Genomic DNA, 21,100 nt, shown 5'->3' with positions numbered 1-21,100 from the left:
TTGATCACAAAACACGCGTTCGATAAGAAAACCAACACTCATTAGTTAAGCCTTTATCGACTTTTTTTCGTATGAGAGCATTTGCTGCTATGCGTCGCAAAAACATTACGGTATGTTCGAGATAACAAAGATGGTAGACACAAGGTCTGCCTTAATAACGCACAACAAGCAATCACAATGAATTAGGTAAAATAAGTAATGCAGTTCTCTCAGTTTGGTGAAAAATTTAATCGATACTCTGGAATCACTCGTTTAATGGATGATTTAAATGATGGCCTGCGCACTCCAGGCGCAATCATGCTCGGTGGTGGTAACCCAGCCGCTATCCCAGCGATGCTCGATTACTTTAACCAAGCCAGTGCCGATATGCTCGCCAATGGAGAGCTCATCGCCGCCCTCGCCAACTACGATGGCCCGCAGGGCAAAGACAGCTTCATCAAGTCGTTAGCGGCAATGCTGAAAGAGACCTATGGTTGGGAGATCAGCGAGAAGAACATTAGCCTGACGAACGGCAGTCAGAGTGGCTTCTTTTACTTATTCAACCTGCTAGCCGGTCAACAGCCTGACGGTTCGCACAAGAAAATTTTGTTGCCGATTGCACCGGAATACATCGGCTATGGCGACGCCGGTATTGATGACGATATCTTTATCTCTTACCACCCAGAGATCGAGCTGCTAGAAAACCGCCAATTCAAATACCACGTCGATTTTGAACAGCTTAAGGTTGATGACTCGGTCGCGGCTATCTGTGCTTCTCGTCCAACCAACCCAACCGGTAATGTACTCACTGACGAAGAAGTACATAAACTGGATAAACTGGCGCGTGAAAACAATATCCCACTGCTGATCGATAACGCTTATGGCCTACCATTTCCAAACATCATCTTTGAAGATGTAAAACCGTTCTGGAATGAAAACACGATCCTGTGTATGAGCCTGTCTAAGCTTGGTTTACCAGGTGTGCGTTGTGGAATCGTGATTGCGAGCGAAGAGGTAACACAAGCACTAACCAACATGAATGGCATTATCAGCCTAGCGCCAAGCAGCGTTGGCCCTGCAATCGCTAACCACATGATTGAAAAAGGCGATTTACTGCGCTTAAGCGGAGAGGTCATTAAACCTTTCTACAAAGAGAAGTCTTTACGCGCGGTTGAACTGCTGCAACAAGCTATCGATGACCCACGCTTCCGAATCCACAAACCTGAAGGTGCTATCTTCTTATGGCTATGGTTTGATGAGCTGCCAATCACCACAATGGAACTGTACGACCGCCTTAAAGCTCGCGGCGTATTGATAGTTCCGGGTGAATACTTCTTTATCGGCCAAGAAGACGAGTGGGATCATGCTCACCAGTGCTTACGAATGAACTACGTACAAGATGATGAGGCAATGCAGAAAGGCATTGCGATCATTGCTGAAGAAGTGAAAAAGGCTTACAGCGAAAGCAAATAGAGACTCCCTACTCGGTCGTTCCTCTCTTCATGGAATGACGATAATAGGATAAACAAAAAAGAGCACCTCATGAGGTGCTCTTTCACTTCTACTTCCCGATATTTTTAGCTCTAAGGAGCTAACGGTAATTAACCTTCTAGTAGGCTATTACCATTAATAGCAATCTTACGCGGTTGCATCGCTTCTGGGATTTCGCGTTCTAGGTCGATGTGAAGAAGACCATTTTCCATGCTTGCGCCTACCACTTTTACGTAGTCTGCCAGTTGGAATTTACGCTCGAAATCGCGCTCTGCAATACCTTGATATACGAAGGTTTTCTCTACTTCTGCTTTACGCTCACCTTTCACAATTAGCATATTCTCTTTTTGAGTTAGGTCTAATTGGTCATCAGAAAAACCTGCAACAGCCATCGTAATACGGTAGTTGTTCTCGTCTTTTTGCTCGATGTTATACGGAGGGTAACCGCCAGAAGAATTTTTCGACGTGTTCGCTTCCATCATGTTGAATAGACGATCGAAACCGATTGCGTTGCGGTAAAGTGGAGTGAAATCTACAGTTCTCATAATGCTATCCTTTTAGTAAGCAATAGTCTTAGCTGCGAGTGTTACTGAGATCATACCTATGAGTGACCCAGCAAACAGCCAAGAGATTCAGTTTGCATTCCTCGGGTTTCACCTCTATTGGCGACAACACTGGGACATGACCATGAATCAATGTTTAAGTTGTGTGTGACCAAAGTTATCCTCTGTTGAGCGATACTCTAGCGACGGTTATGAAGGTTCTGTTTCTTCTCTTTTGAGCAAGACAGCGTTCCTCTTCACAACTAGATATATGGATTGTGTAAAATAGTTTCAAGGGATCAGACTAAATAATTTTCAACACGCCTCTAAAGATCCCCAACGCGGTCGTTCCTCCCTCTTGAGGATGACATTCCAGCTAATTGAAAAATAAGTAAAATATCTACTGACACAAAAAAGCACCATCCAATGGACAGTGCTTTTGATAGTTTAAGGTTCTTTATTACTAAAGAAATCTATACATCGAGGTTGGCAACCTTGAGTGCGTTCTCTTCGATGAAGTTACGACGCGGTTCTACTTGGTCGCCCATCAGCGTAGTAAACAACAAATCAGCACCAACGGCGTCATCAATTGTTACCTGCAGCATACGGCGCGTTTCAGGATCCATTGTCGTTTCCCAAAGTTGATCAGGGTTCATCTCACCCAGACCTTTGTATCGCTGAAGGCTTAGACCACGACGAGACTCTTTCACTAACCAGTTCAGAGCTTCAACAAAGCTAGAAACAGCTTGAGTCCGCTCGCCACGTTTAATGTACGCGCCTTCTTCTATCAAACCATCCAGTGCCTCAGACAGATCAGACAGCTTCGCAAACTCTTTCGAGTTAATCAGATCAATGCTCAGTACATGTTCATGTGTCACACCGTGAGTACGAACGACAATCTTAGGAACACTTAAACCGAGTTCTTCGTGTTTTTCAACTTCAAGACTGTATTGACTCGCTCCCACTTCTTTAGCATTTAGCTGATCGACAAGCTGCTTACCCCAAGCTTCAACAACGGCTTCATCATGACACTGCTCTGCCGTTAGGCGAGGAACATAAATCATTTCGTGAATCAGTGCGCGTGGGTAACGGCGACTCATGCGATCAACCAGCTTAATAGCCGCATTATATTGATAAACAAGCTTCTCTAAACCTTCACCGGCAAACGCTGGCGCTTCTGGATTTACGTGCAATTCAGCATTATCTAAAGCCAAAGAGACTTGATATTGGTTCATTGCATCTTCATCTTTGATGTACTGCTCTTGTTTACCCTTCTTCACTTTGTAAAGCGGTGGCTGGGCAATGTAGATGTAACCGCGTTCAATCAGTTCAGGCATTTGACGGTAGAAGAACGTCAGTAGCAGAGTACGAATATGAGAACCATCGACATCGGCATCGGTCATGATGATGATGTTGTGGTAACGCAGTTTGTCTGGGTTGTATTCGTCACGGCCAATGCCACAACCAAGAGCTGTAATTAGCGTTGCCACTTCTTGAGAAGACAGCATTTTATCGAAGCGAGCTTTCTCTACGTTAAGGATTTTACCTTTCAGCGGTAGAATGGCTTGGTTCTTACGGTTACGCCCCTGCTTAGCGGATCCGCCAGCAGAGTCTCCTTCCACAATATACAGTTCAGACAGTGCAGGATCTTTTTCCTGACAGTCAGCAAGTTTACCTGGAAGACCGGCTAAATCTAATGCGCCTTTACGACGTGTCATTTCACGAGCTTTACGCGCAGCATCACGTGCACGTGCTGCATCGATAATTTTAGAACAAACGATTTTCGCTTCACCTGGGTTCTCAATCAGGAACTCAGACAGTTTCTCACCCATTGTCGACTCAACAGCAGACTTCACTTCTGAAGAAACCAGCTTGTCTTTAGTTTGGCTTGAGAACTTAGGATCTGGCACTTTTACCGAAACAATCGCCGTCAAACCTTCACGAGCATCATCGCCTGATGTTGAAGTCTTCGCTTTCTTCGAGAAGCCTTCCTTGTCCATGAAGCTGTTCAATGTACGTGTCAATGCCGCACGGAAACCCGCTAAGTGAGCACCGCCATCGCGTTGAGGGATGTTATTCGTGAAACAGTAGATGTTTTCTTGGTAGCCGTCATTCCACTGCATCGCAACTTCAACGGTAATGCCATCATCACGTTCTGAGTCAAAGTGGAAGATTTTTTGGATGATTGGCGTTTTATTGGTATTAAGGTGTTCAACAAACGCTTGGATACCACCTTCGTATTCGAAGTGGTCCATTTTGTCTTCTTCGCGCTCATCAATGAGCTTGATGGATACACCAGAGTTCAAGAATGATAGCTCGCGTAAACGCTTAGCTAGAATGTCGTAATGGAACTCAATGTTGGTGAACGTTTCTTCACTTGGCCAGAAACGAATCTCTGTACCAGTTTTGTCTGTATCACCGATAACCGCTAGTGGCGCTTGTGGCTCACCATGAAAGTATGTTTGAGTGTGGATTTTGCCGCCACGATGGATAGTAAGAGTAACTTGCTTAGACAGTGCGTTCACAACTGAAACACCCACACCGTGCAAACCACCAGAGACTTTGTACGAGTTATCATCGAACTTACCACCAGCGTGAAGAACCGTCATGATGACTTCCGCCGCCGATACGTTTTCTTCTTGGTGCAATTCCGTTGGAATACCACGGCCATCATCGCTTACTGATACAGAGCTATCTTCATGGATAGTAACAATGATGTCATTACAGTGACCAGCTAGCGCTTCATCAATAGAGTTATCGACCACCTCAAAAACCATGTGGTGCAGACCGGTACCATCATCCGTGTCGCCAATGTACATTCCAGGACGCTTACGTACCGCATCCAGACCCTTCAGTACTTTAATACTCGATGAATCGTAATTATCTGACATAGTTACTCTCTGACTAATTATCCTTGCTCTATTTTGCCATGTTCCACATGAAACATCCTGCTATTTTCATCATGCATATCTGCAATCTGATCAGCGGTAATAGAGCTTACAAAAACTTGAGCCTCGGTCGCCTTTAAACACTCAGCAAGACGAGCGCGGCGTTGGCTATCCAATTCGGAAGCGAAGTCATCTATTAAATAGATACACTGCTTACCTGTCATTTGAGTGAGGTGCTGCCCTTGTGCTACTCGTAGCGCGCACACCATCAACTTCAATTGACCTCGTGACAAGACATCTTCCACTGGAGTGCCGTTCACTTTTATCTTTAGATCCGCTTTGTTTGGCCCACTAAAGGTGTAACCAAGCTGCTGATCCCTCTCAAAATTCTTCTCTAATATCTCGGCGTATGGGGTGTCTTTATCCCAACCTCGATAATAGTTAATCTTTATCTCAAACTCAGGAAGGAAGGTCGCACAGATTTCCTCTGCCACTTCTTTTAACTGTTCGACGTAAGTAGCACGCCATTGACTGATACTTTCTGCTAAACGGGCCAGTTCTTGATCCCAATAGCTTAGCTCTCGATAGCCTGTCGCCGTTTTTAATAGTGCATTACGCTGTTTATTGAGCCGCTTCACTCTTCCCCAAGCATCATAAAAGCCCGGCTCACTGTGGAACACTCCCCAATCAATGAATGCACGGCGATGCTTCGGCCCATCCGTCAGTAAATCAAACCCTTCAGGATGAATCAACTGCAATGGCAAAACTTGAGCTAACTGAGCCAGTTTTTGCCCTGTTTGACCGCTTATTTTAACCTCTGTTGTGCCATCACGCTGCTTATTAATGCCAATGGGCAGCTCAAATTGATCCGAGGTCATAAAACGGCCATGTACAAACAGCTCGCTACACTCATTTTGTATGATGCGACCGGTTAATGAGCTCTTGAATGAACGACCGTGTCCAAGCAGATATATCGCTTCAAGGACACTGGTTTTGCCACTTCCGTTAGCCCCTATAAGAAAGTTAAAGCCTGATGACGGTTGAATGTCACAGGCTTCAATATTTCTAAATTGCTTAACGATTAAGCGCGATAAAGGCATAACGTTTTCATAGTAATCTTCAATCACGACTCGATAGGTAAACGGGGTAGATCATGGTTTCTTAACACACAACACTTATAAACGAATCGGCATAACAACGTACATCGCGCTGTCATCTTGTGCATTTTCAATCAAAGCACTCGCATTCGCATCTGACATTGAGATACGAACCTGCTCACAACGCAGTGTATTCAACACATCCAATACATAACTTACGTTGAAACCAATCTCTAACGCATCACCGTCAAAGCTTACATCTAGCACTTCTTCCGCTTCTTCTTGCTCTGGGTTATTCGCGGTAATACGCATCTCACTATCCGCAAGGTTTACGCGAACACCACGGAATTTTTCATTCGAAAGAATCGCAGCTCGAGAAAATGCGGAACGTAACTCATCGCAACCGGCTTCGAGTGTTTTTGTGGTATTTTGCGGCATTACGCGGCGATAATCAGGAAAACGACCATCAACAAGCTTAGACGTGAAGACATAGTTGTTCACTTCAGCTCGCACATTAGAGTGACCAATCTGCAATGTCACGGGCTGTTCAGGCGCATCCAATAATTTGACGAGCTCTTGCACCCCTTTACGAGGAACAATGATCTGCTTCTGAGCAAAATCCGCACCCAGTTGTGCTTGTGATACCGCCATACGGTGACCATCCGTTGCCACGCTGCGCAAGATAGAACCTTCAATCTCAAACAACATACCGTTGAGGTAATAACGAACATCTTGGTTCGCCATTGAGAATTGTGTTTTCTCGATAAGACCGCGCAATTCTGCTTGGGTCACAGACACTTCAACTTCGCTGTTCCAGTCTTCAATGTTGGGAAAATCTGCCGCAGGTAATGTTGCCAATGAGAAACGGCTACGACCTGAGCGAACCTGAACACGGTCGCCATCTAAAACCACAGTAATCACTGAGCTGTCTGGTAATCCACGACAGATATCGAGGAATTTGCGTGAAGGTACGGTAATGCTGCCCGCTTCGAAATCACCTTCAAGCGTTACACGGCTGATCAGTTCAACTTCTAGATCCGTCGCTGTCATCGACAACACGTTATCTTCTACTTTAATCAGTAGGTTTCCTAGAATTGGAAGCGTTGGCCTGCCACCGAGTGCACCAGACACTTGTTGTAATGGCTTAATCAGGTGACTACGTTCAATGGTAAATTTCATATCTTGCTCTACGGTCTAAATGGCACTGCGTCATCGTACGTGCCAATATTCGGCTTATTTAAGGTTAAGAATACTGTGTATTAAGAAGAAAGAGTACGAATCAAGTTCGAATAGTCTTCTTTAATGTCGTGGCTCTCTTCACGCAGCTGAGCAATCTTACGACATGCATGCAGCACGGTCGTATGGTCACGCCCCCCAAATGCATCGCCAATCTCAGGTAAGCTATGGTTCGTCAGCTCTTTAGCCAATGCCATCGCCAATTGACGTGGACGAGCAACAGAACGAGAGCGACGTTTAGATAATAGATCAGCAACTTTGATTTTGTAGTATTCAGCCACTGTCTTTTGAATGTTATCAATGGTGACCAGCTTTTCTTGCAAGGCCAACAAATCGCGCAGAGCTTCACGTACGAAGTCGATTGTAATCGGACGGCCTGTGAAGTTTGCATTCGCAATAACACGGTTCAATGCGCCTTCTAGCTCACGAACGTTAGAGCGTAAACGCTTAGCAATAAAGAAAGCGACTTCATCGGCAAGGTGAATTTGGTGGTCTTCTGCTTTCTTCATCAAGATCGCAACGCGCGTCTCAAGCTCTGGTGGCTCAATCGCTACCGTCAAACCCCAGCCGAAGCGAGATTTAAGACGATCCTCGACTCCGTTGATCTCTTTTGGATAACGGTCAGACGTTAGGATGATCTGTTGGTTGCCTTCAAGTAGCGCGTTAAAAGTATGGAAGAACTCTTCTTGAGAACGCTCTTTATTAGCAAAGAATTGAATGTCATCGATAAGCAAGGCATCAACACTGCGGTAGTAGCGTTTAAATTCTTCGATCGCGTTATTTTGCAGCGCTTTTACCATATCCTGAACAAAACGCTCTGAGTGCATGTAAACCACTTTTGCATTCGGCTTATTATCAACAATGGCGTTACCCACCGCATGCAACAAGTGCGTTTTACCTAACCCCGTACCACCGTATAAGAACAACGGATTATAAGCGGTTCCTGGGTTATCTGAAACTTGACGTGCCGCCGCCAAACCCAGTTGGTTCGACTTACCTTCAACAAAGTTATTGAACTTATGTTTTGGGTTCACGTTTGAGCGATGATTCAAGTCAACCGCGACAGGCTCTTCATCACGCCAGATATTATGAACAGGCTTGCGAGCTTGTAACTGCGCAGGGGCTGATGATTCAGCTGCAACATCTGCGGCGGTACGCGCAGGAGCAACAGCCTCTGGTTTTGGCGCAATGGTTCGTTTACTGCCAATTTCAAAATGAAGATGTGGAATATCATTACCACAATATTCTTGTAGCAAACGATTGATGCTATTTAGGTACTTATCACGCACCCAATCGAGTACAAATCGGTTTGGTGCAAATAGAGTCAGAGTATTACCATTGAGCTCCGCTTGTAACGGACGTACCCACATACTGAATTCTGTAGCTGGTAACTCTTCTTGAAGCTGTTGCAAGCATTGCAACCAAAGCGAAGATGACACGGTGCCCCACTCTATTTAAGTTATATGAAATGACTGCTAATTTTACCTGTTGATAAGTCAGATCACCAGCACTTGATCACCGATCCAGTGAATAAGATCCAAGTTATTCACAATAAATCGTGTGAAAATCTTTAGATCCCCACACCTTGCCCCTAATTTACTCACACAATGATCAACTTATGCCCGGATCCTTGCTAGTTATCCCCAAATACAGAAAACGATCTAGTTATGGTTAATAACATCTGGTTATTTATTCTATTGAGCATTTTCCCAGTAACATCCAATCCCATAAATATAAGGAGTTACCTAATGAATAACTGGATTAAAGTGGCAATTGCGGCTATCGCACTCTCAGCAGCAACGGTTCAAGCCGCAACGGAAGTCAAAGTCGGCATGTCTGGTCGCTACTTCCCATTCACTTTCGTGAAACAGGACCAATTACAAGGTTTTGAAGTGGATTTATGGGATGAGATCGGTAAGCGCAATGACTATAACGTTGAATACGTGACAGCAAACTTCTCAGGTCTGTTCGGTCTTCTTGAAACAGGTCGAATCGATACTATTTCAAACCAAATTACGATCACCGATGCACGCAAAGCAAAATACCTATTTGCAGACCCATACGTAATAGATGGTGCACAGATTACCGTTCGTAAAGGTAATGACAGCATCAAAGGCCTCAAAGACCTTGCTGGTAAAACGGTTGCCGTAAACCTTGGATCAAACTTTGCGCAACTATTACGCAATTACGATAAAGATGGCAAAATCAATGTGAAGACCTACGATACGGGTATCGAGCATGATGTCGCACTAGGCCGTGCAGATGCGTTCGTTATGGATCGCCTATCAACACTCGAGCTAATCAAGAAGACTGGTCTGCCATTACAGCTAGCTGGGCAACCATTTGAAACCATTGAAAATGCATGGCCTTTCGTCAATAACGATAAGGGCAAAAAGCTACAAGCTGAAGTCAATCAAGCGCTCGCAGCAATGCGTAAAGACGGCACGCTAGAAAGCATCTCTAAGAAATGGTTCGAGGCAGACATTACTCAGAAGTAATGACTCACTCAACGCATTCAGAGCCCACGGCTTATTCAGCGGTGGGCTTTTTGCTTTTATTTCACAGATTAAGTTTCACTGATTAAAAAGCCAGATAGAACAGTATTTCTAAATAGAACACCCCTCCAATATAAATGCGAGATAGATTATGGGATTTGACTTTAATTACATGCTAGAGCTGCTGCCAATACTGTTAAGGTATCTCGGCACCACTATGGAGATGGCTATCTGGGGATTGTTCTTTTCTCTGATCCTATCTCTGATACTGGCAAACATTCGTGTATTCAAAATTCCAGTACTCGATCAATTGAGTCAACTGTATATCAGTTTCTTCCGAGGAACGCCGCTGTTGGTGCAATTGTTCCTCCTTTATTACGGCTTGCCACAAATCTTCCCGTGGATGGTGGGATTAGATGCGTTCAGCGCTGCAGTGATCGGCTTAACCCTTCACTTCGCCGCTTATATGGCAGAAAGTATTCGTGCTGCGATTATCGGTATTGATCGCAGCCAAATGGAAGCCAGCCTTTCTGTTGGCATGACAACCAGCCAAGCAATGCGCCGAGTGATCTTGCCACAAGCCACACGTGTTGCACTGCCTTCTTTAATGAACTACTTCATCGATATGATTAAGTCGACATCGCTTGCTTTCACGTTAGGTGTTGCAGAAATCATGGCAAGAGCACAAATGGAAGCCTCCTCAAGTTTTCGTTTCTTCGAGGCTTTCTTAGCCGTCGCCCTGATTTATTGGGGTGTGGTGGCCATCCTCACTCGTATTCAAATTTGGGCTGAAGTGAAACTAAACAAGGCGTATATACGATGATCAAATTACAAAATATTCATAAGCAATTTGGCGACACCAAAGTATTGAAAGGCATCGACCTTGAAATAAAACAAGGTGAAATCATTGTCATCATAGGTTCTAGTGGCACGGGTAAGTCGACATTACTGCGTTGTGTGAATTTTCTAGAGCAAGCCGATCAAGGTACAATTTCGATTGACGATATCAAAGTGGATGTCCAGAAGCACACCAAGGTAGAGGTACTTGCACTGCGTCGTAAGACCGGTTTTGTGTTCCAAAACTATGCACTGTTCGCTCACCAAACCGCGAGACAGAATATTGCTGAAGGTTTAATTACCGTTCGTGGTTGGAAAAAACAACAAGCCCATAAAAAGGCACAACAAATACTTGATGACATTGGCTTGGGTGACAAAGGTGATAGCTACCCAGCCGCGCTCTCTGGTGGCCAGCAACAACGGGTGGGTATTGGTCGTGCTATGGCACTACAACCTGAGCTTTTACTGTTTGATGAGCCGACTTCAGCGCTCGATCCTGAGTGGGTTGGCGAAGTGCTTAACCTAATGAAAAAACTGGCAAATCAGCATCAAACCATGCTGGTGGTTACCCATGAAATGCAGTTCGCTAGAGAGGTAGCAGACCGAGTTATCTTCATGGCTGACGGCCATATTGTCGAGCAGGGATCTCCACAGGATATTTTTGGTAATCCACAGGATCCTAAATTAAAAAAATTCTTAAATAAGGTAGGGATCGACGAAGGATCCTTGTGATTTTAGTTATTCTACGTATAATCCCCCGACCGGAATTTTAGTTAACCCAATCATTGACACTTTTTGTGACAGTGATTACAATTCCGCCTCTTTGTTGAGAGGCGTCGGTTTTCCTTTCTTATATAAAGAAGAGAAAAAATACCCACGCCGGGTTTAACAAAAACCTAAAACTACTGATCAGTAAGGTAATTACAATGAAACGCACTTTTCAACCTACAGTTCTAAAGCGTAAGCGTACTCACGGTTTCCGTGCTCGCATGGCTACTAAGAACGGTCGCGCAACAATCAATGCACGTCGTGCAAAAGGCCGTAAGCGTCTTTCTAAGTAATCTTTGATTATTTTGAATAAGCTAGCCTTCGGTCGGGAGTTACGCTTGTTAACTCCCGAACATTATCAAAACGTCTTCAAGCAAGCTCATCGAGCAGGCTCCCCTCATTTCACCATCATTGCCCGAAATAACTCTCTTTCAAATCCTCGTCTTGGATTAGCTGTTCCGAAAAAGCAGATAAAAACCGCCGTGGGTCGTAACCGATTCAAGCGTCTTACTCGTGAAAGCTTTCGTAACATTCAACATAAACTTCCAAACAAAGATTTTGTTGTAATTGCTAAAAAGAGCGCGCAAGATTTAAGCAATGATGAAATGTTTAAGCTACTCGACAAATTATGGCTTCGCCTGTCTCGCCCTTCGCGTGGATAGCGCTAATACCCATCTATTTTTATAGATGGTTTATTAGTCCACTCATCGGCCCACGCTGCCGATTTACTCCAACCTGCTCTTTATATGCGATAGAAGCGTTGAAAGCTCACGGTTTTGTAAAAGGGTGTTGGTTATCAGGCAAACGTCTATTAAAATGCCATCCTTTGAACGAAGGGGGCTTTGACCCCATTCCACCAGTCCAAAAACAAGACAGAGATAAATAACGATGGATTCTCAACGTAATATCCTGTTAATCGCACTGGCTTTGGTTTCTTTCCTACTTTTCCAACAATGGAATGTAGCGAAGAACCCAGCTCCACAAGCGATTGAGCAGGCACAATCTGACAGCACTCTACCAGCGCCATCTTATGCAGATGATCTAGACCCAGCTCCGGGCCAAGTCGCTTCTGCAAAAACGATCACAGTAACAACTGATGTACTGACTCTGTCAATTGATACAGTTGGTGGTGATGTAGTTAAGGCAAACCTAAATGATTACTCTGCAGAATTCGATTCTAAGGATACGTTCGTTCTTCTGAAGAACGAACCAGGTCACCAATTTATCGCTCAAAGCGGTCTAGTGGGTCCTCAAGGTATCGATCTAAGCAGCACAAATCGTCCTAGTTACACAGTTTCAGCAGACAGCTTTACACTTGCTGATGGTCAGGACGAACTGCGTATTCCAATGACTTTCCAAGCGAACGGCCTTAATTACACCAAAACATTCATCCTTAAGCGTGGCAGCTACGCATTGGATGTTGAATACGATGTCGTGAACAACTCTGGAAATAACGCAACATTAGGCATGTATGCCCACCTTCGTCAAAACGTAATGGACGACGGTGGTAGTCTAACCATGCCAACTTATCGTGGTGGTGCTTACTCTACGGAAGACACGCGTTACAAAAAATACAGCTTCAAAGACATGCAAGATCGCAACCTGTCTCTTAACCTAGCCAATGGTCAAGGTTGGGCAGCGATGATTCAACACTACTTTGCTACGGCATGGATCCCGCGCGACGAAGCAGGCAGCAACCTTTACACTCGTGTCATTGGTAACCTTGGTGATATTGGTGTTCGCATGCCAAACAAAACCATCGCAGCAGGTGATGAAGCAAACTTCAAAGCAACACTTTGGGTCGGTCCTAAACTTCAAAACCAAATGGCTGAAGTGGCGCCAAACCTAGATCTGGTTGTTGACTATGGTTGGTTATGGTTCATCGCTAAACCACTTCACACACTGCTTTCATTTATTCAAGGTATTGTTGTGAACTGGGGTCTAGCGATCATGTGTCTAACGTTTATCGTTCGTGGTGCTATGTACCCACTGACAAAAGCTCAGTACACGTCGATGGCTAAAATGCGCATGCTTCAGCCAAAACTGGCAGCGATGCGTGAGCGTATTGGCGATGACCGCCAGCGCATGAGTCAAGAAATGATGGAATTGTACAAGAAAGAGAAAGTAAACCCACTTGGTGGCTGTTTACCCATCGTCCTACAAATGCCTATATTCATTTCGCTATACTGGGCACTAATGGAGTCAGTTGAACTTCGTCATTCACCGTTCTTCGGTTGGATTACAGACCTTTCAGCACAAGACCCTTACTACATCTTGCCACTTCTGATGGGTGCTTCAATGTTCCTAATCCAGAAGATGAGCCCTACGACCGTAACGGATCCAATGCAGCAGAAGATCATGACCTTTATGCCGGTTATGTTCACATTCTTCTTCCTGTTCTTCCCGTCAGGTCTGGTTCTTTACTGGCTAGTATCGAACATTGTAACTCTGATTCAGCAAACGCTTATCTACCGAGCGCTGGAAAAGAAAGGCTTACATTCTAAGTAAGTTCGATAATAGAAAGAGATAAAGAAAGGCGACCAAAAGGTCGCCTTTTTGTTTTTAGCTGATTACAATTCAGCTAATTGATTAATCGAGAATGCCCCCTTTTGGCTTTCACATGCTAGCAGGCACAACTATGACCACAGACACGATTGTCGCTCAAGCGACTGCACCCGGCCGTGGCGGCGTCGGTATTATCCGAGTTTCAGGCCCACAAGCAGCCCAAGTTGCGCTTGAAGTTACCGGCAAAGTACTCAAACCACGTTACGCTGAGTATACCCCTTTTAAATCTCACGATGGTTTAGAGCTAGACCAAGGCATCGCGCTTTACTTCCCTAACCCACACTCGTTTACAGGTGAAGATGTGTTAGAGCTGCAAGGCCACGGCGGTCCTGTGGTCATAGATATGCTCATCAAACGTATCCTTGCTATTCCAGGGCTACGCGCAGCACGTCCAGGCGAGTTCTCGGAGCGTGCCTTCTTGAACGACAAGATGGATTTAACCCAAGCAGAAGCGATTGCCGACCTCATTGATGCCAGTTCAGAAGAAGCGGCGAAATCAGCCCTGCAATCGTTACAAGGTGAGTTTTCAAAACGCATTAATACGCTGGTGGACTCTCTGATTCACTTACGCATCTATGTTGAAGCCGCGATCGACTTCCCTGAAGAAGAGATTGATTTCCTTGCTGACGGTAAAGTCAGTGCAGACTTACAAGCTATCATCGACAACCTCGAAGCAGTGCGCCAAGAAGCCAATCAAGGTGCCATCATGCGTGAAGGCATGAAGGTGGTGATTGCAGGTCGTCCTAATGCCGGTAAGTCGAGCTTGCTGAATGCATTATCGGGTAAAGACTCCGCGATTGTGACTGATATTGCTGGTACCACGCGTGATGTACTGCGTGAACATATCCATATTGATGGTATGCCACTGCACATTATTGACACCGCAGGCCTGCGAGAAGCCTCCGATGAAGTCGAAAAAATCGGTATTGAACGCGCTTGGGAAGAAATAGCCCAAGCCGATCGCGTTTTATTTATGGTCGATGGCACTACTACCGACGCTACCGACCCAAAAGATATCTGGCCCGATTTCGTTGATCGTCTGCCGAATAACATCGGAATGACCGTAATTCGTAACAAAGCCGATCAAACCGGTGAAGAGCTCGGGATCTGCCATGTTAATGATCCAACTCTGATTCGACTATCAGCCAAGACGGGACAAGGCGTTGATGCACTGCGTAATCACTTAAAAGATTGCATGGGCTTTGCTGGTGGTCATGAAGGTGGCTTCATGGCACGTCGTCGCCACTTAGATGCTCTAGAGCGCGCATCTGAGCATCTCGATATTGGTCAGCAACAGCTCGAAGGCTATATGGCAGGGGAAATCTTGGCGGAAGAGCTGCGAATCACCCAACAATACCTCAATGAGATCACAGGCGAATTCAGCTCAGATGATTTATTAGGCCGCATATTCTCTTCATTCTGTATCGGAAAATAATTATAAAGGCTGGCTTAGGCTAGCCTTTACTTTTGTAAGGACAGTTTCATGATCCACATTATTACAGGTAGCACCTTAGGTGGCGCTGAATACGTTGGCGATCACCTCCATGATCTTCTCAAGACCCAAGGGGCCGAGATAACCCTTCATAATCAGCCTGAATACGACAACATTCCGCAGCACGGCACTTGGTTGCTCGTAACGTCAACACATGGTGCAGGTGACTTTCCTGACAATATTAAGCCGTTTATCGACGCATTAACTCAGCAATCTCCAGATTTAAGTCAGGTCCGCTTTGCTGTCGTGGCGCTTGGAGATTCGAGTTACGATACTTTCTGTTTGGCGGGTAAATTAATCCACAGCCAGCTAAAAGAGCTCTGCGCTCAGCCTATTTCTGACTGTTTAACCATCGATGTATTAGAAACTCCGGTACCCGAAGACGCTGCAGAAGCGTGGTTTAATAATCATAGCGACCAGTTTTAACCCCCTCGTTTACCTCAAAAAGCGGCTTAGGCCGCTTTTTTTGTCTCTCAATATCGTGATTGTGAATAACTTTTTTTAAAAAACATCAAAAAATACAAACAATTTTCAATTTCCTTTGTGGATAAGATCATACATATACGGTGATTAACCTATAGTTATCCAAATAATAAGTTTTTGTCTGATTTTCATCTGTGAATAAGTCGCTATTTTGATCCCAGCTAATCCTCATCATGATCAAAGTTAGATCACATGCTTTGATCCAAAAAAGATCCATGATCTTGTTGATCATTTTTGACTTATCCACAGATACCCTCGATCCTAATAATAGATCTAATAAAAGATCTCTTTAAAGATCTTATCTATATTAATTAAAAACCGCTTTCTCTAAAAATTTCAAAAACGTTTTCTCATGCTATGAAAACAGGTAGAATATCGCTCCTTTTTGTCAGTCTAGAAACGTTTGAATACCTGAGGTTGGTTCATGCTTTATCACGAAAAATTTGACGTCATCGTTGTTGGTGGTGGCCATGCAGGAACGGAAGCTGCACTCGCATCGGCACGTACTGGTCAAAGTACGTTATTGCTAACTCATAATATCGATACATTGGGGCAGATGTCTTGTAACCCAGCGATTGGCGGTATCGGTAAAGGCCACTTGGTAAAAGAGGTCGATGCAATGGGTGGATTAATGGCGCAAGCTATTGATCATGCAGGTATTCAGTTCAGAACATTAAATGCATCAAAAGGTCCAGCGGTCCGTGCAACTCGCGCGCAAGCTGATCGCGCTCTTTACAAAGCTTTTGTCCGTAATGTTCTCGAAAACACACCAAACTTAACTCTGTTTCAACAAGCCGTTGATGATTTGATCGTTGAACAGGATCAAGTGGTGGGTGTCGTCACACAGATGGGCCTTAAATTTCATGCTAGCGCAGTTGTGTTAACCGTTGGCACATTTCTTGGTGGAAAGATCCACATCGGCATGGAAAGTTCTTCAGGCGGTCGAGCGGGAGATCCTCCTTCGATCGCGCTAGCTGAACGTCTGCGTGATCTTCCGTTTAGGGTTGATCGCCTAAAAACAGGTACTCCTCCTCGTATTGATGCTCGCAGCGTTGATTTTTCTGAGCTTGAGGTTCAGCACGGTGATAATCCGACGCCTGTTTTCTCGTTTATGGGCAGCCGAGCTCAACAACCTCGTCAGATTCCATGTTACATCACGCATACCAATGAAAATACTCATGACGTAATTCGTGCCAACCTTGATCGCAGCCCTATGTATGCGGGTGTGATTGAAGGTATTGGCCCTCGTTACTGTCCTTCAATTGAAGACAAAGTGATGCGTTTTGCAGATAAGAACAGCCACCAAATTTTTATTGAGCCTGAAGGGTTAACGACCCATGAGCTATACCCGAATGGTATCTCTACCAGTCTGCCGTTTGATGTACAGGTTCAAATTGTTCGGTCGATGAAGGGCTTTGAAAATGCGCATATCGTTCGTCCAGGCTATGCCATTGAGTATGACTTCTTTGATCCTCGAGACCTTAAGCTGACTTACGAAACTAAGTTTATCAAAGGTCTGTTCTTTGCCGGTCAAATCAACGGGACCACAGGTTACGAAGAAGCGGCTGCACAAGGTTTGATGGCGGGTCTGAATGCAAGTTTGTTTACTCAAGGCAAAGAAGGCTGGAGCCCACGTCGTGACCAAGCTTACATGGGCGTGCTTATTGATGACCTATCAACCATGGGCACCAAAGAACCTTACCGTATGTTTACATCTCGCGCGGAATACCGCTTACTGCTTCGTGAAGACAACGCTGATATTCGTTTGACAGAGAAGTCACGTGAACTTGGTCTTATCGACGATACTCGTTGGGCTCGTTTCAACGAGAAAGTAGAAAATATGGAGAAGGAGCGTCAACGTCTGAAAGAGACCTGGATTAATCCAAAATCGGAAGATATTGATCAACTGAACCAAATTCTTAAAACACCGATGTCACGTGAAGCGAGCGGTGAGGATCTTCTTCGTCGCCCAGAAATGACTTATTCACAGCTAACGGCATTGGATCGTTTTGGCCCAGCGCTGGACGATCAACAAGCGTCTGAGCAAGTAGAGATCCAAGTAAAGTACGATGGTTATATTCAGCGTCAACAAGACGAAATTGAGAAATCACTGCGTCATGAAAATACCAAACTGCCTGCTGATATCGATTACAGCAAGGTAAAAGGACTTTCTAACGAAGTGGTTTTAAAACTGACAACCGCGAAACCTGACTCAATTGGCATTGCTTCTCGTATCTCTGGAATTACGCCTGCTGCAATCTCTATTCTGTTGGTTTATCTGAAAAAACACGGCCTGTTGAAAAAAGGTGAGGAAGCATAATGAGCGTATTACGCGAAAAACTGGATCACCTGATTGGCCAGACGGAACTTGAAGTATCGGAAAAACAACGTGGCCAATTAGTTGGTTACGTTGAGTTACTTAACAAATGGAATAAAGCTTACAATCTAACGTCGGTTCGAGATCCGCTTGAAATGATGGTGAAACATATCTTAGATAGCATCATTGTGAGCACTCACTTACAAGGCAAGCGCTTTATCGATGTAGGTACGGGACCTGGTCTTCCTGGGATTCCGCTCTCAATCATGAATCCAGACTGCGAGTTTTACTTGTTAGACAGTTTAGGTAAACGTATTCGTTTTATTAAACAAGTGATTCATGAACTGGGGATCGACAATGTGGTGCCGGTTCAAAGCCGTGTTGAAGAGTTTCAACCTGAAGAAAAGTTTGATGCAGTCCTCAGTCGTGCGTTTGCGTCAATGACAGATATGGTCGAGTGGTGTCACCATCTACCTAAAGAGTCATCCGGTGTATTTTTGGCTCTTAAAGGACAACATCCTAGAGACGAAATAGACTTGTTACCTGAATGGTGTTCAGTGACAGACATTAAAGCTTTGCAAGTGCCAGAGCTTGATGGAGAGCGTCATCTAGTTACTTTATCGCGTCAAGGATAATCAGCGAGGCCACAGTGGGTAAAATAGTAGCAATTGCCAACCAAAAGGGTGGTGTAGGAAAAACAACAACTTGCATAAATTTAGCAGCATCGATGGCGGCAACAAAACGCAAGATTTTGGTTGTTGACCTTGATCCACAAGGTAACGCCACTATGGCAAGTGGTGTCGACAAATATCAAGTTGAAGCAACTGCTTACGATTTATTAGTTGAAGATTCCCCATTTGATGAGGTAGTTTGCCGGAGTACATCCGGTAACTACGATCTCATTGCCGCAAACGGTGATGTTACAGCCGCTGAAATTAAGCTAATGGAAGTGTTTGCCCGCGAAGTTCGACTTAAGAATGCGTTGGCACCAATTCGTGATAGCTATGATTTTATCTTTATCGATTGTCCACCTTCGCTAAACCTTCTTACCATCAATGCGATGGCGGCGGCCGATTCAGTATTGGTTCCGATGCAATGTGAATATTTTGCTCTGGAAGGTTTAACTGCATTGATGGATACCATCAGTAAACTTGCAGCGGTGGTCAACGATAATCTGAAGATCGAAGGTCTTCTGCGTACGATGTACGATCCTCGTAACCGTTTATCAAATGAAGTATCGGATCAATTAAAAAAACACTTCGGGAGTAAAGTATACCGAACGGTTATCCCTAGAAATGTGCGTCTGGCGGAAGCTCCGAGTCATGGTAAGCCAGCAATGTACTACGACAAATACTCCGCAGGTGCCAAAGCATATCTTGCTCTTGCTGGAGAAATGTTACGTCGTGAAGAAGTCCCTGTATAGGTATAACAAAAGGAATTCGCTCAATGTCTAAGCGTGGTTTAGGAAAAGGGTTAGATGCATTACTTGCAACTAGCTCGTTGGCTCGTGAAAAACAACAAGTCGCCTCTCATAGTCAGTCGTTATCGGTTGATGGTGAACTCATTGAACTTGCTGTCGGCTGCTTAAAGCCTGGTGTCTACCAACCGCGTAAGGATATGGCGCCTGAAGCTTTAGAAGAGTTGGCGGCGTCTATTCAATCTCAAGGTATTATTCAGCCAATCGTTGTGCGTCCATTAACGCAGAATCAGTTCGAGATTATCGCTGGAGAACGTCGTTGGAGGGCGGCTCGTCAAGCCGGCTTAAAGCAAGTGCCGTGCTTGATTAAAAAGGTTGAAGACAAAGCCGCGATAGCGATGGCATTGATTGAGAATATTCAGCGTGAAGACCTCAATGTTATCGAAGAGGCGCAAGCGCTTGAGCGCTTACAAAATGAATTTGAACTCACGCACCAGAAGGTCGCTGATGTGATCGGTAAATCACGAGCAACCGTGAGTAATTTACTGCGCCTGAACCAGTTGGCAGAACCTGTCAAGGTTTTGGTGATATCAAAGCAGCTAGAAATGGGCCATGCACGAGCACTCCTTGCGCTTGAAGGAGATACCCAAGTTGAAGTCGCAAATGTGGCTGCAAGCAAAAAAATGACCGTGCGTCAAACCGAACAACTCGTCAAAAAGTGCTTAAAACCGGACGTTGAACCAGAATCAAAACCGGAGGACGCAGAAGCCATCAAACTCTCCCAAAGACTCTCAGAAAAATTGCAATCAAATGTTTCAATTACTCGTTCTGTTAGCGGTAAGTCAAAAGTAGTAATTACTCTTGATGAACCTCACAAATTAGAGCAACTTATTGCGAAATTAGAATGCTAAGTGACATAATTGATTTAGGTCAATTATGTTAGAAACAGTAATATCGTTTAAAGTTGTAAGCTTGTAAGCAAAAGTGTAAGCAATTGCTGCAGTATTATTGAAATCAGTTTGCCTGAACGTATAATTTTGACAGCTTCTCAGAACGCTTTTAAGCGAGTAGTTAATTGGGCTTAAAAGAGGAACGAATACATGATAACAGCGTTAGCAAGACCAGGGCGAGTGCTTGCAAAGCAGATGTTATTGCTCGAGCTTAGCGCGGTTATATTAGTGGCGATAGGGTTAGGTTTAGCTGTTAATTTTGATTGGGGTTTTTCTGCGTTAATCGGTGGCGGTATTTTTGTCATTGCAAATGCAGTGTTTTGTGTGAGTGCTTTCCTATTTTGCGGAGCTCGTGCGACTAAGTTAGTTGCGGTATCGTTCTACACAGGTGAAGCACTAAAAATCCTTATCACAGTTCTACTATTCTCTATTGTCTACATGTATATGCAGGTGGAGTTAATTCCCCTCAAACTGACCTATTTACTGGTACTCGGTATTAATATCTTTGCGCCAGTGCTTTTCATTAACAATAAAAAATAGGAT

General features: G+C 44.6%; 20 protein-coding genes. 15 read left to right on the top strand and 5 right to left on the bottom strand.

All coding sequences use genetic code 11. From position 1 onward, the window contains the following. The first annotated feature begins 198 nt into the window (after positions 1-198). Positions 199-1,452 carry a valine--pyruvate transaminase gene (locus L4B77_RS07045; RefSeq protein WP_429749401.1) on the top strand — a complete coding sequence of 418 codons (1,254 nt, stop codon included), beginning with the start codon at positions 199-201 and terminating at the stop codon, positions 1,450-1,452. A 128-nt stretch (positions 1,453-1,580) separates the two neighbouring features. Here the strand turns inward: L4B77_RS07045 and L4B77_RS07040 are convergent, their stop codons facing one another. The 5 genes from L4B77_RS07040 to dnaA all read right to left on the bottom strand — a co-directional run bounded on the left by L4B77_RS07040 (position 1,581) and on the right by dnaA (position 8,672). After that, positions 1,581-2,015, bottom strand: a complete 435-nt coding sequence (locus L4B77_RS07040) for an Hsp20 family protein (RefSeq protein ID WP_372040486.1) — start codon at positions 2,013-2,015, stop codon at positions 1,581-1,583. A 470-nt stretch (positions 2,016-2,485) separates the two neighbouring features. Next, a complete protein-coding gene (gyrB, locus tag L4B77_RS07035) occupies positions 2,486-4,903 on the bottom strand; it encodes a DNA topoisomerase (ATP-hydrolyzing) subunit B (RefSeq protein WP_429749399.1) in 2,418 nt (805 codons plus the stop codon). A 17-nt stretch (positions 4,904-4,920) separates the two neighbouring features. Continuing rightward, positions 4,921-6,000 (bottom strand): DNA replication/repair protein RecF, encoded by a 1,080-nt coding sequence (recF, locus tag L4B77_RS07030; protein WP_372040488.1) that lies wholly within the window; start codon positions 5,998-6,000, stop codon positions 4,921-4,923. Positions 6,001-6,075: 75 nt separating this feature from the next. After that, positions 6,076-7,176 (bottom strand): DNA polymerase III subunit beta, encoded by a 1,101-nt coding sequence (gene dnaN, locus L4B77_RS07025; RefSeq protein ID WP_429749396.1) that lies wholly within the window; start codon positions 7,174-7,176, stop codon positions 6,076-6,078. An 80-nt stretch (positions 7,177-7,256) separates the two neighbouring features. Next, positions 7,257-8,672, bottom strand: a complete 1,416-nt coding sequence (gene dnaA / locus L4B77_RS07020; RefSeq protein ID WP_372040489.1) for a chromosomal replication initiator protein DnaA — start codon at positions 8,670-8,672, stop codon at positions 7,257-7,259. Between the two features lie 309 nt (positions 8,673-8,981). On the opposite strand from dnaA, the gene L4B77_RS07015 reads away from it, so the two are divergent. The 14 genes from L4B77_RS07015 (at position 8,982) to L4B77_RS06950 (ending at position 21,097) form a co-directional block, all read left to right on the top strand. Then, a complete protein-coding gene (locus L4B77_RS07015) occupies positions 8,982-9,731 on the top strand; it encodes an amino acid ABC transporter substrate-binding protein (RefSeq protein WP_429749394.1) in 750 nt (249 codons plus the stop codon). 148 nt (positions 9,732-9,879) lie between these two features. Further along, a complete protein-coding gene (locus L4B77_RS07010) occupies positions 9,880-10,551 on the top strand; it encodes an amino acid ABC transporter permease (RefSeq protein WP_261838492.1) in 672 nt (223 codons plus the stop codon). Next, entirely contained in the window at positions 10,548-11,297 is a 750-nt protein-coding gene (locus L4B77_RS07005; RefSeq protein ID WP_261838491.1) for an amino acid ABC transporter ATP-binding protein, read from the top strand. The genes L4B77_RS07010 and L4B77_RS07005 overlap by 4 nt, the downstream gene beginning before the upstream one ends. A 194-nt stretch (positions 11,298-11,491) precedes the next feature. Further along, positions 11,492-11,626, top strand: coding sequence for a 50S ribosomal protein L34 (gene rpmH / locus L4B77_RS07000; RefSeq protein ID WP_004735800.1), 135 nt, complete (start codon positions 11,492-11,494; stop codon positions 11,624-11,626). Between the two features lie 45 nt (positions 11,627-11,671). Then, the gene (rnpA, locus tag L4B77_RS06995; protein WP_261838490.1) at positions 11,672-11,995 is read left to right on the top strand and encodes a ribonuclease P protein component; all 324 of its coding nucleotides are present in this window, start codon (positions 11,672-11,674) and stop codon (positions 11,993-11,995) included. Further along, a complete protein-coding gene (yidD, locus tag L4B77_RS06990) occupies positions 11,962-12,219 on the top strand; it encodes a membrane protein insertion efficiency factor YidD (protein ID WP_261838489.1) in 258 nt (85 codons plus the stop codon). The genes rnpA and yidD overlap by 34 nt, the downstream gene beginning before the upstream one ends. Before the next feature lie 2 nt (positions 12,220-12,221). Next, positions 12,222-13,841, top strand: a complete 1,620-nt coding sequence (yidC, locus tag L4B77_RS06985; protein WP_429749387.1) for a membrane protein insertase YidC — start codon at positions 12,222-12,224, stop codon at positions 13,839-13,841. Positions 13,842-13,971: 130 nt separating this feature from the next. Further along, positions 13,972-15,333 (top strand): tRNA uridine-5-carboxymethylaminomethyl(34) synthesis GTPase MnmE, encoded by a 1,362-nt coding sequence (gene mnmE, locus L4B77_RS06980; protein WP_261838487.1) that lies wholly within the window; start codon positions 13,972-13,974, stop codon positions 15,331-15,333. 48 nt (positions 15,334-15,381) lie between these two features. Then, positions 15,382-15,816, top strand: coding sequence for an FMN-binding protein MioC (mioC, locus tag L4B77_RS06975; protein ID WP_261838486.1), 435 nt, complete (start codon positions 15,382-15,384; stop codon positions 15,814-15,816). A 481-nt stretch (positions 15,817-16,297) separates the two neighbouring features. Then, positions 16,298-18,193: a tRNA uridine-5-carboxymethylaminomethyl(34) synthesis enzyme MnmG gene (mnmG, locus tag L4B77_RS06970; RefSeq protein ID WP_429749384.1), complete on the top strand. Its 1,896-nt coding sequence runs from the start codon at positions 16,298-16,300 to the stop codon at positions 18,191-18,193. Then, complete coding sequence (gene rsmG / locus L4B77_RS06965) at positions 18,193-18,825, top strand: 16S rRNA (guanine(527)-N(7))-methyltransferase RsmG (protein WP_261838484.1); 633 nt, start codon at positions 18,193-18,195, stop codon at positions 18,823-18,825. Before mnmG ends, rsmG begins: the two co-directional genes overlap by 1 nt. A 14-nt stretch (positions 18,826-18,839) precedes the next feature. Next, positions 18,840-19,613, top strand: a complete 774-nt coding sequence (locus tag L4B77_RS06960; protein WP_261838483.1) for a ParA family protein — start codon at positions 18,840-18,842, stop codon at positions 19,611-19,613. Positions 19,614-19,636: 23 nt separating this feature from the next. Further along, a complete protein-coding gene (locus L4B77_RS06955; protein ID WP_261838482.1) occupies positions 19,637-20,518 on the top strand; it encodes a ParB/RepB/Spo0J family partition protein in 882 nt (293 codons plus the stop codon). A gap of 189 nt (positions 20,519-20,707) precedes the next feature. Beyond that, entirely contained in the window at positions 20,708-21,097 is a 390-nt protein-coding gene (locus L4B77_RS06950; RefSeq protein ID WP_429749381.1) for a F0F1 ATP synthase subunit I, read from the top strand. Positions 21,098-21,100 lie beyond the last annotated feature (3 nt).

The organism is Vibrio minamisatsumaniensis, from assembly GCF_050337445.1.
GTDB classification, from domain to species: domain Bacteria; phylum Pseudomonadota; class Gammaproteobacteria; order Enterobacterales; family Vibrionaceae; genus Vibrio; species Vibrio artabrorum.
Note: the sequence above shows the minus strand (reverse complement) of the source record. Positions and strands in the feature narration are given on the sequence as shown.

Bases quoted from the DNA above. Each gene is read 5' to 3' on its own strand.
- recF (WP_372040488.1), bottom strand. From the start codon at position 6,000: ATGCCTTTATCGCGCTTAATCGTTAAGCAATTTAGAAATATTGAAGCC.
- L4B77_RS07045 (WP_429749401.1), top strand. From the start codon at position 199: ATGCAGTTCTCTCAGTTTGGTGAAAAATTTAATCGATACTCTGGAATC.
- L4B77_RS07015 (WP_429749394.1), top strand. From the start codon at position 8,982: ATGAATAACTGGATTAAAGTGGCAATTGCGGCTATCGCACTCTCAGCA.
- rsmG (WP_261838484.1), top strand. From the start codon at position 18,193: ATGAGCGTATTACGCGAAAAACTGGATCACCTGATTGGCCAGACGGAA.
- L4B77_RS07005 (WP_261838491.1), top strand. From the start codon at position 10,548: ATGATCAAATTACAAAATATTCATAAGCAATTTGGCGACACCAAAGTA.
- L4B77_RS06950 (WP_429749381.1), top strand. From the start codon at position 20,708: ATGATAACAGCGTTAGCAAGACCAGGGCGAGTGCTTGCAAAGCAGATG.
- yidC (WP_429749387.1), top strand. From the start codon at position 12,222: ATGGATTCTCAACGTAATATCCTGTTAATCGCACTGGCTTTGGTTTCT.
- yidD (WP_261838489.1), top strand. From the start codon at position 11,962: ATGGCTTCGCCTGTCTCGCCCTTCGCGTGGATAGCGCTAATACCCATC.
- rpmH (WP_004735800.1), top strand. From the start codon at position 11,492: ATGAAACGCACTTTTCAACCTACAGTTCTAAAGCGTAAGCGTACTCAC.
- mioC (WP_261838486.1), top strand. From the start codon at position 15,382: ATGATCCACATTATTACAGGTAGCACCTTAGGTGGCGCTGAATACGTT.
- mnmE (WP_261838487.1), top strand. From the start codon at position 13,972: ATGACCACAGACACGATTGTCGCTCAAGCGACTGCACCCGGCCGTGGC.
- L4B77_RS07010 (WP_261838492.1), top strand. From the start codon at position 9,880: ATGGGATTTGACTTTAATTACATGCTAGAGCTGCTGCCAATACTGTTA.
- gyrB (WP_429749399.1), bottom strand. From the start codon at position 4,903: ATGTCAGATAATTACGATTCATCGAGTATTAAAGTACTGAAGGGTCTG.
- L4B77_RS07040 (WP_372040486.1), bottom strand. From the start codon at position 2,015: ATGAGAACTGTAGATTTCACTCCACTTTACCGCAACGCAATCGGTTTC.
- dnaN (WP_429749396.1), bottom strand. From the start codon at position 7,176: ATGAAATTTACCATTGAACGTAGTCACCTGATTAAGCCATTACAACAA.
- L4B77_RS06955 (WP_261838482.1), top strand. From the start codon at position 19,637: ATGTCTAAGCGTGGTTTAGGAAAAGGGTTAGATGCATTACTTGCAACT.
- mnmG (WP_429749384.1), top strand. From the start codon at position 16,298: ATGCTTTATCACGAAAAATTTGACGTCATCGTTGTTGGTGGTGGCCAT.